At 35.3% G+C, this 11,110-nt stretch carries 12 protein-coding genes; 7 read left to right on the top strand and 5 right to left on the bottom strand.

The features are described 5' to 3' along the window. Positions 1-129 precede the first annotated feature (129 nt). Positions 130-858, top strand: coding sequence for a hypothetical protein (locus ABIQ27_RS07720; protein WP_348033250.1), 729 nt, complete (start codon positions 130-132; stop codon positions 856-858). A 29-nt stretch (positions 859-887) separates the two neighbouring features. Here ABIQ27_RS07720 and ABIQ27_RS07715 read toward each other — a convergent pair whose 3' ends face one another. Then, on the bottom strand, positions 888-1,730 hold the full coding sequence (locus tag ABIQ27_RS07715) for an isoaspartyl peptidase/L-asparaginase (protein ID WP_348033248.1): 843 nt from the start codon (positions 1,728-1,730) through the stop codon (positions 888-890). 63 nt (positions 1,731-1,793) lie between these two features. After that, positions 1,794-2,666 carry a cyanophycinase gene (locus ABIQ27_RS07710; protein ID WP_348033246.1) on the bottom strand — a complete coding sequence of 291 codons (873 nt, stop codon included), beginning with the start codon at positions 2,664-2,666 and terminating at the stop codon, positions 1,794-1,796. Between the two features lie 155 nt (positions 2,667-2,821). Between ABIQ27_RS07710 and rluF the strand changes: the two genes are divergently transcribed. From rluF to ABIQ27_RS07680, 6 genes are read left to right on the top strand one after another with little or no spacing between them, the layout of a single operon-like run. Beyond that, positions 2,822-3,634 (top strand): 23S rRNA pseudouridine(2604) synthase RluF, encoded by an 813-nt coding sequence (gene rluF, locus ABIQ27_RS07705; protein ID WP_348033244.1) that lies wholly within the window; start codon positions 2,822-2,824, stop codon positions 3,632-3,634. A 21-nt stretch (positions 3,635-3,655) separates the two neighbouring features. Continuing rightward, entirely contained in the window at positions 3,656-4,027 is a 372-nt protein-coding gene (gene crcB, locus ABIQ27_RS07700) for a fluoride efflux transporter CrcB (RefSeq protein WP_348033242.1), read from the top strand. A gap of 60 nt (positions 4,028-4,087) precedes the next feature. After that, positions 4,088-5,092 (top strand): bifunctional oligoribonuclease/PAP phosphatase NrnA, encoded by a 1,005-nt coding sequence (locus ABIQ27_RS07695; RefSeq protein WP_348033240.1) that lies wholly within the window; start codon positions 4,088-4,090, stop codon positions 5,090-5,092. Positions 5,093-5,096: 4 nt separating this feature from the next. Then, positions 5,097-5,684: a gliding motility-associated peptidyl-prolyl isomerase GldI gene (gene gldI, locus ABIQ27_RS07690; RefSeq protein WP_348033238.1), complete on the top strand. Its 588-nt coding sequence runs from the start codon at positions 5,097-5,099 to the stop codon at positions 5,682-5,684. Beyond that, a complete protein-coding gene (locus tag ABIQ27_RS07685) occupies positions 5,677-6,807 on the top strand; it encodes a peptidylprolyl isomerase (protein ID WP_348033236.1) in 1,131 nt (376 codons plus the stop codon). The genes gldI and ABIQ27_RS07685 overlap by 8 nt, the downstream gene beginning before the upstream one ends. Positions 6,808-6,858: 51 nt before the next feature. Then, positions 6,859-8,085 carry a peptidylprolyl isomerase gene (locus ABIQ27_RS07680; RefSeq protein WP_348033252.1) on the top strand — a complete coding sequence of 409 codons (1,227 nt, stop codon included), beginning with the start codon at positions 6,859-6,861 and terminating at the stop codon, positions 8,083-8,085. A gap of 57 nt (positions 8,086-8,142) precedes the next feature. On the opposite strand, the gene ABIQ27_RS07675 is transcribed toward ABIQ27_RS07680, so the two are convergent. From ABIQ27_RS07675 to ABIQ27_RS07665, 3 genes are all read right to left on the bottom strand, one after another. Continuing rightward, positions 8,143-9,588: an amino acid permease gene (locus tag ABIQ27_RS07675; RefSeq protein ID WP_348033234.1), complete on the bottom strand. Its 1,446-nt coding sequence runs from the start codon at positions 9,586-9,588 to the stop codon at positions 8,143-8,145. A 96-nt stretch (positions 9,589-9,684) separates the two neighbouring features. After that, positions 9,685-10,458 carry a nucleoside triphosphate pyrophosphohydrolase gene (gene mazG / locus ABIQ27_RS07670; RefSeq protein ID WP_348033232.1) on the bottom strand — a complete coding sequence of 258 codons (774 nt, stop codon included), beginning with the start codon at positions 10,456-10,458 and terminating at the stop codon, positions 9,685-9,687. Positions 10,459-10,577: 119 nt separating this feature from the next. Next, positions 10,578-11,057, bottom strand: a complete 480-nt coding sequence (locus ABIQ27_RS07665; RefSeq protein WP_348033230.1) for a DUF5606 domain-containing protein — start codon at positions 11,055-11,057, stop codon at positions 10,578-10,580. Between the last annotated feature and the right edge of the window lie 53 nt (positions 11,058-11,110).

The following is an 11,110-nucleotide window of genomic DNA, read 5'->3' as shown; positions in this document are numbered from 1 at the left end:
CAAAAAAATAGTGTAGTTTTATTCTTTAATTTTGAAACCAAATCTTCAAAAATTTGGTGCAAAAATTCAGGAAATAAAACAGCGAATTTAAAAAACAAAAAATTGCGCTAGAACCTTGAAACCGCCTAAATGACACGAATCCTAACGACAATATTACTTATAACCTTTGGTCTGACTTCATTCGGACAGATAATCTCCGTTGATACTTTATTCATTCCGAGAACAGAGAAATTCTCAAACGCTCAAAATGAAAAACTAAAGTTTCCTGTGATAAAGACAAGTAATTTGCAAGTTGACAAAGTAATAAACACGGACTTAAAAAACCGTTTTACAAACAATGAATATCCAGACCTTACAACTGACTCAACACTAATTAAATGGGCTGACGGAATAATTTATCTTGACTTCCAAGTGACATACATAAAAAACGGACTTATTTCATTTAACATAAGTGCTGAAGGTTGCGGAGCATATTGCACAAGTTGGAGTGACTACTATACATACAACTATTTAACAGGACAATTTGTTACTATTGACCAAGTAATTGATACAGCAGGTCATTTCAAAAATCAAGTAATCTCAGACAAAAACAGACAATATGAGCAACAGAAAAAAGAACTCAAAGAAATGTTGCTCGACAAAAATGCTGAACTTGATGAAGAAACCTATAATTGGGCTCTAGAGCAATATGAAAACTGTCAAAAGGAATTTACATTGAACTCGTTTGCTCTTTATTCTGACTATTTAGAAATAATTGAAAAGTGCTATCTTCCAAACGCAATTAAAAATTTGACACCAACAATTGAATTGAAGTATAAATACATTGACATTAAAAAGGACTTGAAAATAAAAAACTAGGCATAACAGCTGTTTAGCACAATAACTCATTAACCAAAAACTTCTTCCTTCTCACCATCAAAACTTGCAAAAACCATACTCGGATGAGAATCCTGATGAAAGATATTTCCTTTACTGTCAATGGAAATTGCACCGGCAAAACCATCAAAAGGCAATAATTCAGCAAAGGTTTTTTCAAACGCTTTTTCTAACGTAAATCCATCAGTAACTCGGGTTACGATTTTGGCTGCTACTGCTCCACTAACAATATCTTCACCAACGCCAGTTAAACTTACACCACAAAATTCGTTGGCATAATTTCCTGCTACTGTTGCCGAATCCGATATTCGTCCCGGAATTTCAAAACCTTTTCCTCCGGTTGAAGTGGCTACAGCAATCTTTCCATCATTATCTAAAGCAACACAACCTACTGTTCCTATTCGTGTGGCGGCAAGTTTGGTTTCATATTCTGAGCGTCGTTGGGGAGTTTCTGTAGAGAATTTTTCAAATCCGTATTGATGTGCAAAGTTTGTTGCTCCGCTTCCACCCAAAATTTTATCGTCATAATTCAGTAAAACCTGCGCAACCTGCACCGGATTTTTTACTTCTTCAATATTGATTACGCCACTCATTTTCATAGTAGAACCATCCATCAAAGAAGCGCTCATTCTAATTTTACCATCAGCCTGAATTTGGGAACCAATTCCGGCGTTGAACAACTCATCGTCTTCCAAAAGTGAAACCGCATAAACCACAGTTTCCAAAGCATTATGCGTTTTCAAATAATCATAAGAATCTTTAACAATACGAAGCAATGCCTGTTGTTTGGCAACTTTTGTTTCGTGATTTGTTGACGATTCAGAGAAAAATCCGCCGTGGATAATGAGCTTCATTGTTTTCAGGTTTTCAGTTTTCGATTTTCGGTTTTAACAGATAACCGACAACCGACAACTTTTTTAAACGTATTGTGATGATTTAATTGTCATTTTAAAAGTAGTCAAATCAAAGGTATCGTGGATGCTCATCACATGCGTAACCAAATGATTAATTGATATTGGTTGTCCCAATTCAACCTGCGTTAAATTAGTATCTTTTATTTCTTTTCCGTCAACCAGAATCACAAGCCCCGAACCAATTGCTTCCATCATTGTATTGTTAGTAATCAACAATCCTGTATCTTCTCCAAGTCCGATTCCTAGCACTCTTGGATTTCCGACAACCGCCTGGAATAATCTTCCAATTCGGCCACGTTGCACAAAATGTGTATCGATAATCACTCCGTCAATCAAACCTAAACCGCTGGTAATTTTTACTTCGCCTTTCAACAAAGCTTCACTACTACTTCCCTGATAAATCATATTATTGGAAGCCGCAGCCGCACCGGCAGAAGTTCCTGCGTATACAAAATCTTCGTTGTGATACTTATCTAACAGAATATCATGAAATGGTGTTCCGCCAAGAATTGAAGTCAATCGCAATTGATCACCACCAGTAAACATAACGACATCGGCAGCTTTCAAACGATCCAAAATTTCTGGCTCGGTAGCTTGCTCACGACGCTCAATATTTAAAACATCAACGTTGTCAGCACCAAGATAGTGCAATGCTTTTACGTATTCCGGTCCAATTTCTTTTGGAATTTTGGAAGCCGTAGTAATGACTTCAATCCGGGACTTCGCTTTATGTTTTGATTCGTCAATAATTCTCTTTAAAATACCAGCCTCAAAGAAGTTCAAATTCTTTGCTGCACTTTTATCCAAATCTGTCTCAGTGAAACTGCCCTTATCAACAGCACCGCCAATAATTATAAGTTTTCCTTGTATATTCATGTGGGTAAAAATAGCAAAATCTTACTAGTTACAAACCTTTTTTTTACTTTTTTGAAACCATTTATTAACTTACTTATCAAGAAACAGAATTTGAATTCAACTTCTTAAATTATCTTATATTTGCAGCTCGAGACCTTTAGGTCAAATTGTACAAAATGGAAATCAATCAGACACGTATCAATAAATTTCTTTCTGAATCAGGCTATTGTTCACGCCGTGAAGCCGATAAATTATTGGAAGAAGGACGAATTACCATCAATGGAATTGTACCCGAAATGGGAACAAAAGTTTCTATAGATGATGAAGTCCGCGTGGATGGAAAACTAGTTAGGGAAAAAAGAGAAAAGCCAATATACCTGGCGTTTAACAAGCCTGTTGGCATTGAATGCACAACTAATCAAAGTGTAAGAGATAACATTGTAGATTATATCAATTATCCAAAACGAATTTTTCCGATTGGACGTTTGGATAAAGCTAGTGAAGGTTTGATTTTTATGACCGATGACGGCGATATTGTCAACAAAATTCTTCGTGCCCGAAACAACCACGAAAAGGAATATGTGGTTACCGTTAACAAAGAAATTACCGATAGATTCATTCAAAAAATGAGCAACGGTGTTCCAATTTTGGACACTGTTACCCGAAAGTGCAAAGTAGAACAAATCAGTAAATTTGTTTTCAAAATTATACTGACACAAGGTTTAAACCGACAGATTCGCAGAATGTGTGAGTATTTGGATTACGAAGTTACCGCTTTAAAAAGAACCCGGATTATCAATATTTCTTTGGATGTTCATGTTGGAAGATATCGGGAATTAACCGACGATGAAATCAAGCAACTGAACAAATTAATTGAGCCTTCAAGCAAAACAGAAGAAGCAAGTTTGCCGAAAAAAAACAATTTCAATGGCAATGACAATTTCAATAGCAATCCAAAAAAGATAATTCCAAAAAATCCTAATTCCTAATTCCTTAATCGTAAATTGGAAATGCTAAAAACGATTCTATATATAGCCATTGGCGGAGCCTTAGGAAGCGTACTTCGCTACCTGACAACGGTTTTGGTTTCTAAATTCTGGTCAAATCAATTTCCGCTGGCGACATTTATTGCCAATATTATTGGCTGTTTTTTAATTGGTTTATTCATCGGGATTTTAGCAAAAAACAATTTGAGTGACAGCCAGTTAAAATGGTTTTTAGTAACTGGTTTTTGTGGTGGTTATACCACTTTCTCAGCTTTTGGAATGGAAAATTTCAATCTTTTTCAAAACAACAATTCAATACTCGCTTTTGGATATATTGCGTTAAGCATTCTACTCGGACTTTTTGCCGTTTGGTTTGGTCTTTTTATGTCTAAATAAAACTTAAAATCTCCTTAATCTCTATAAACTGTATTTCATTTTTTAGTACATTCGCCAACGATGAAAAAAGAAGCTGTTTTAGTCATTCAGAATTTATTGGCTACACCAAAAAAAATTGCCATTATTCCACACCGAAGCCCTGATGGCGATGCGATGGGTTCAACTTTGGCATTGTATCATTTTCTTTTGAAACTGAATCACAAACCAGTTGTAATTTCTCCTAATGAATTTCCGAATTTCTTAGCGTGGTTACCAGGATCAGAAACTGTTTTGATTTATGAAAATGACAAAGAAAATTGCACCAAAATATTGAATGACACCGAATTGGTTTTCACTTTAGATTTTAATGCACTGCACAGAACCGGTGAGATGGAACAGGTTTTAAGCAAACTTTCTGCGCCAATGATTATGATTGATCATCATCAAAAACCGGATAGTTATGCAACAGTAACTTATTCAGATACTGCTATTGGCTCTACTTGTGAGATGGTTTATAATGTGATTTCGTTTTTGGATAAAAAAGAACTGATAGACAAAACAATTGCAACTTGCCTTTATACCGGAATAACTACCGATTCAGGTTCATTTCGTTTTCCGTCAACAACAAGTACAACACACCGAATTGTGGCTGAATTAATTGATTTGGGCATTGATAATAGTGAGATTCATAACTTATTGTTTGATGACAATTCTGCCAATAGGTTGCAACTGCTTGGAAGAGCTTTGCAAAACATAAAAGTTTTCCCTGAATTTAAAACATCTTATATCACGCTTACGCAAAAGGAACTGGATGAATTTCATTATCAGAAAGGCGATACTGAAGGCGTTGTAAACTATGGTTTGACGATAAAAGGAATCAATTTTGCTGCCATTTTTATTGAACATCGTGATGAAAATATCATAAAGATTTCATTCCGTTCACAAGGTGATTTTGATGTAAATCAATTTGCCAGAGAGCATTTCAATGGCGGCGGACATATCAATGCAGCAGGCGGAAAATCATACGAAAGCCTGAAAGCAACTACCAATAAATTTGAAGAATTAATTTCAAAAATAACAATATAAGAACATGAAAAACGTATCGAAAATAATTTTCCTTTTTGTAGTTTTTATGACTTTGTTAAGTTGTAAACAACAGCAACAAGCCCGAATGCCAATTTCGCGTTCATCGGGAACTTTCATGAAAGAATCAGCAGAACGAAATAAAAAATTAATTGCCGGCGAAGAAGGAAAAATCGATTCTATAATTAAGAGCAATCCAAAAATAAAATATCTGGCTTCCAAAAAAGGATATTGGTATCATTATCACATCAAAAATGAGAAAGACACGCTTCGTCCAAAAAAAGGCGATGTCGCTCAGTTTGATTATGAAATTATGGATTTGAAAGGTAATGTAGTGTATTCAGAAGTTGAATTACGCCCACAAACGTATTTGGTTGACAAACAAAACATCATAATGGGATTGCGTGACGGAATCAAATTGATGCATAAAAACGAAAAAGTAACTTTCCTTTTTCCTTCACACATGGCTTATGGTTATCATGGTGATAACAAACTTATAAAATCAAATGAACCGATAATCTGCACGGTTACTCTGAATGATTTTAAACCAAAAGAAAAAATAACACCTACAGTTAATTTACCAAAAAATGAATAAAAAGATTTATCTTCTTTTAGCAGTTATTGCATTGTCTTTTACTTCGTGTAAAGACGAATATAAAGACTTAAAAGATGGCTTATATGCTGAAATTGAAACCTCAAAAGGAACCATTTTATTAGAACTTGAATACCAAAAAGCACCAGTTATGGTGGCGAATTTTGTTACGTTAGCAGAAGGTAAAAACGAATTTGTATCCAAAGAATTTAAAGGAAAGCCTTTTTATGATGGTTTGAAATTTCATCGTGTAATTAGCAAATCAAATGGTGACCCAGAAGATTTTATGATTCAGACTGGTGATCCGTTAGGCAATGGTTCGGGTGATGCAGGTTATAAATGCAGAGATGAATTTACCGATTTGAGACATGATAAACCTGGAGTTTTATCGATGGCAAATTCGGGGCCAAATACTAATAGCAGCCAATTTTTCATCACCCTGGAAGATACTCCGTGGCTAGATGGAAAACATACTGTTTTTGGTTGTGTTGTTGGAGATGGGCTGATTGTAGCAAGTAACATTGTTAAGAACGATTATATAAAGACTGTCAAAATCATTAGAAAAGGTGAAGCGGTAAAGAAATTTGATGCCGTAAAAATCTTTAACGATTATTTCAAAGCAGATGCAGAAAATCAAAAAAAGCAAGCTGCCATAGATGAGGAAAACAAAAAAATCTATGATGGAAAATATAAAATGGTTATAGAGCAAAAGCTTATATCTTTTAACGAATTAAAGAAATCAGCATCTAAAACTCCATCCGGATTTAAGTATAAAATCACTCAGAAAACATCTGACAATAAGCCAAAAGATGGTCAGACAGTGTATATAGAATATGCCGGCTTTTTAGAAGACGGAACGCTTTTTGATACGAGCAGCCCAAATGTTGCAAAACAATTTGGTAAATTTGACGAGCAAAGAGCAATGCAGAATGGATATTCGCCTTTACCTTATATTATAGGTTCAAACAGAATGATTCCTGGCTTTATTGAAGGATTGAGTAAATTAAAAATGGGCGAAAAGGCAGTTTTCTTTATTCCTTTCAATCTTGGTTACGGAGAACAAGGCGCCGGAAATGTAATTCCGCCAAATGCCAATTTGATTTTTGAAGTCGAGCTAAAAAAGTAAATAATAATCAATAATAAACCATAAGTATTAAATTAATAAATCATGAGTAAAATTAAATTCAACATTCTTCTTTTAATTTGTCTGGGCATGATGAGTGCCACGGCTCAAACTAAAAAGAAACCAGTAGCAAAACCTGTAGTAACATCAAGTAAACCAGTAGTAACAGCAAGTAAACCGGTAACGCCTTCAGCTGATCTGGGAATATTTGCTGAGATTGAAACCTCAAAAGGAAAGATTCTTATTCAGTTAGAATATCAAAAAACTCCAATTACAGTTGCCAATTTCGTTTCGCTTGCCGAAGGAACTAATACTTTTGTAACCGATGAAAAACTAAAAGGGAAACACTTCTTTGATGGCTTGAAATTCCACAGAGTTATTGCAGATTTTATGATTCAGGGTGGTGATCCGTTAGGAAATGGTTCTGGTGGTCCTGGTTATGCTTTTAAAGATGAGTTTACTGATGCAAAATTTGACAGAGCCGGAGTTTTGGCAATGGCAAATTCAGGTCCAAAAACAAATGGTTCGCAATTCTTTATTACACATAAAAATACGGACTGGTTAACCGGAAAGCACACAATTTTTGGTTATGTAATAACAGGTCAGGATGTAGTAAATAAAATTGCTCAGGATGATGTAATAAGTAAAATTACAATCATAAGAAAGGGAGCAGATGCTAAGAAATTTGACGCAGCAAAAATTTTCACAGATTATATGGCAAACAGAGCTGGAGAAGATGCAAAAGAAGCTGCTCTTGCTGCTGAAAACAATAAAGCTCAAGTTGAACTGGAAGCTAAAAAGAAAGCCGAATACAATGCGAAATTTGGTGTTGTATTTGCAGCTAAAGCAAAATATTTAAACGATACTAAAGCTACTGCAACTGAAACTGCAAGTGGTTTAAAATATAAAATCATTAAAACCGGTGCAGGTAAAAAACCAGTAGAAGGCACTAATGTTTATATTAGCTACGCAGGTTATTTGGAAGACGGAAGTCTTTTTGACAGCAGCATAGAAAGCGTAAACAGAGAGTACGGAAAATATGATGAAAACAGAGCAAAACAAAACGGTTACCAACCATTTCCTTTTCCTTACGGAAAGAAAGATGGTTTAATTCCTGGATTTCTTGAAGGATTAAACCTGATGAATTTTGGAGATACTATTTTGGTTTTCATTCCTTCAAAATTAGCATACGGAGAAAGAGGCGCAGGAACTGTAATTCCACCAAATGCTAACATTATTTTTGAAGTTGAAATGTTGGAAACACTACCAGCACCAAAATAATAATAAAGTTTATAGCTAAAAAAAAGCCCTCTCGTTCTAAAAACGAGAGGGCTTTTTTTATTCTTTTTTATTCATAAAAAGATAATAGACCGGAACTCCTAATGCTACAATAAACAAACCTAAGCCTGTATTTCGAGTGTCATAAATCACTAAATCAACACAAATCAGACCGGTAATGATCATATACAATATCGGAACAAAAGGATAACCAAAAGCTTTATAAGGCCGTTCCGCATCTGGTTCTCTTTTGCGAAGAATGAATAAACCTCCAATCGTTAGGATATAAAACAGTAAGGACGCAAAAGTCGCATACGCCAATAAATCTCCGTAACGCCCGGTCAAGCATAAGAAACATGCCCAAAGACACTGTACCCATAACGCTTTTGCAGGAACATCATAATTGTTTAATTCACCCGCTTGTTTAAAGAACAAACCATCTTTTGCCATCGCATAAAACAATCTTCCTCCTGACAAAATCAATCCGATATTACATCCAAAAGTAGATACCATAATCAATGCTGCCATTACTAAAACTCCAATATTTCCCATAATGGCGCTGGCTGCAGCAGCTCCTACTCTATCCTGACTGGCAAACATAATTCCGTTTTGAACAACTGTCCCATCTGGAGTTCCATTCAATGGTAATAAAGCCAAATAAGCAATATTGGCCAAAATATAAATGACGGTGACTATCAATGTTCCTAAAAACAAACTTCTTGGAATGTTCTTTTTTGGATCTTTAATTTCACCTGCAATAAAAGTTACATTGTTCCAGGCATCGCTCGAAAATAATGAATTTATAATGGTCGCTCCCATGGCTCCAAGCAAAGCAACACCTGACAATTTAGTTATTAATAAAGTTCCATTTTCATCCAAAACAGTTTTTTTGGCTTCCCACATTTTCGCAAAATTATCAGCAAAAGTATTGGTATGAAATCCAATGTAAATTCCAATCGTTATCAATGCAAACAACGCAATCAGCTTAGCAGAAGTAAAAACTACCTGAATTATTTTTCCGCTTCGGATACCTTTTGTATTGATAAAAGTCAGCAGCACTATGATAAATATGGCCAAAACCTGCTTATTCGTAAATGCGAAACTTTCACCAATTGTAAGGATTTTATTTTCCAGAAATGGAAAGAAAACGGCAGTATAATTGGAAAAAGCTACCGCAACAGCTGCAATCGTTCCTGTTTGGATTACCATAAAAACCGTCCAACCATACAAAAACGAAATTAATTTTCCATAAGCTCGTTGAATATAAACATATTGTCCACCGGCATTTGGCATCATTCCAGCCAACTCACCATAGCTCAAGGCAGCCGACATAGTCAATAATCCTGTGACCAACCAAATTACCAATATCCATGCAGCAGAACCAACGTCTCTTGCCATGGCTGCGGTTACTAAAAAGATTCCTGAGCCAATCATAGAACCAGCCACTAAACTTGTGGCATCAAGCAATCCTAAGGAGCGTTGTAAATGGTGTTTTGTTTCTGACATGGTTTTGGTTTATTGGTTAGTTGATTTTCAAATATAAGGAAAAAAGGGTTGGATGTTAGATGAAAATTTCTGCTTACTGCGACTGCAAACTGAACGCTAAAGTTTCTTCGCTTCATTCCAAAAAACGTCCATCTCCGCAAGTGTCATATCCATTAATGGTTTTCCAAGTTCTCCCGCTTTGCTTTCGAGATACATAAATCGCTTGATGAATTTTTTATTGGTGCGCTCCAAAGCATCTTCGGGATTGACTTTTAGAAATCGGGCATAATTAATCATCGAAAATAAAACATCACCAAACTCAGCTTCAATTTTATCTTGATTTCCGGCATTGACCTCTTCCTGCAATTCCTGCAATTCTTCCTGTACTTTGTCCCAAACCTGATGTGGTTCTTCCCAATCGAAGCCGACACCTTTCACTTTATCCTGAATTCGGCTTGCTTTTACCAAAGCTGGTAAACTTTTAGGAACACCTTCTAAGACAGATTTTTTGCCTTCTTTAAGTTTGAGCTTTTCCCAGTTTTGCTTTACTTCTTCTTCATCAGCAACGACAACATCTCCATAAATATGCGGATGACGATGGATTAATTTATCACAAATTTCATTACAGACATCTGCCACATCAAAATCGTTTGTTTCGCTACCAATTTTGGCATAAAAAACAATATGCAACAGCAAGTCGCCTAATTCTTTTTTGATTTCCTGCAAATCATTATTTAATATCGCATCGCCCAATTCATAGGTTTCTTCAATGGTAAGATGACGCAGGCTTTCCAGTGTTTGCTTTTTGTCCCACGGGCATTTTTCGCGCAAATCATCCATGATATCAAGTAATCTGTTAAAAGCGTCGAGTTGCTGTTGGCGTGTGTTCATTTTGAAAGTGTATGAGGTTTATGATGTTTATAAGTTTATGAACTCAAAACTTTATAAAAATAAAAAAACCTATCACTGAAATTCAGCAATAGGATTTATATTTATTAGAAAGTAATTAACTATTTTTTAGCTTTCGGCTTAGTTTCTTTCTTAGCTTTTACTTCTTCGACAACTTGTTCTTTTACTTCTTCAGCGTTTTCTACTTTTGGTTCTTCTTTTGAAACCATTCCTTTTGCCTGAAGTATGTTGTACCAGTTCAATAATTTTTTGATATCCGAAGCATAAACTCTGTCTTCATCATAATCGGGTAAAATCTCTTTAAAATAGGCAACCAACTTAGCATTATCTTCTTTATGAGAAACCGATGTTGGTCCTTCATTTTCTTTGATAGCAATAGCTCTCATGATTTCTACCAATGGCTTTTCTGCTGTATAAGTGTACATTGATATTTCCGAAAGCAAACTAACATTACTTCTTAATCCCACTGTAATTTTCTTTCCGTCTAGTAATGATTCCGCTAAAAAACCTGAACGGGTTTGTATTTTCAATTCAAACAATCCTGGTTTTCCGGCAATGGCTAATATTTTTTCTACGTTCATTTTTTAATTTAATTAAGGGACAAATATATATAATTCAAAAATCAATTTCAATG

Source organism: Flavobacterium sp. (assembly GCF_039916025.1).
Classification (GTDB): domain Bacteria; phylum Bacteroidota; class Bacteroidia; order Flavobacteriales; family Flavobacteriaceae; genus Flavobacterium.
Note: the sequence above shows the minus strand (reverse complement) of the source record. Positions and strands in the feature narration are given on the sequence as shown.

Bases quoted from the DNA above. Each gene is read 5' to 3' on its own strand.
- ABIQ27_RS07720 (WP_348033250.1), top strand. From the start codon at position 130: ATGACACGAATCCTAACGACAATATTACTTATAACCTTTGGTCTGACT.
- ABIQ27_RS07715 (WP_348033248.1), bottom strand. From the start codon at position 1,730: ATGAAGCTCATTATCCACGGCGGATTTTTCTCTGAATCGTCAACAAAT.
- ABIQ27_RS07710 (WP_348033246.1), bottom strand. From the start codon at position 2,666: ATGAATATACAAGGAAAACTTATAATTATTGGCGGTGCTGTTGATAAG.
- rluF (WP_348033244.1), top strand. From the start codon at position 2,822: ATGGAAATCAATCAGACACGTATCAATAAATTTCTTTCTGAATCAGGC.
- crcB (WP_348033242.1), top strand. From the start codon at position 3,656: ATGCTAAAAACGATTCTATATATAGCCATTGGCGGAGCCTTAGGAAGC.
- ABIQ27_RS07695 (WP_348033240.1), top strand. From the start codon at position 4,088: ATGAAAAAAGAAGCTGTTTTAGTCATTCAGAATTTATTGGCTACACCA.
- gldI (WP_348033238.1), top strand. From the start codon at position 5,097: ATGAAAAACGTATCGAAAATAATTTTCCTTTTTGTAGTTTTTATGACT.
- ABIQ27_RS07685 (WP_348033236.1), top strand. From the start codon at position 5,677: ATGAATAAAAAGATTTATCTTCTTTTAGCAGTTATTGCATTGTCTTTT.
- ABIQ27_RS07675 (WP_348033234.1), bottom strand. From the start codon at position 9,588: ATGTCAGAAACAAAACACCATTTACAACGCTCCTTAGGATTGCTTGAT.
- mazG (WP_348033232.1), bottom strand. From the start codon at position 10,458: ATGAACACACGCCAACAGCAACTCGACGCTTTTAACAGATTACTTGAT.
- ABIQ27_RS07665 (WP_348033230.1), bottom strand. From the start codon at position 11,057: ATGAACGTAGAAAAAATATTAGCCATTGCCGGAAAACCAGGATTGTTT.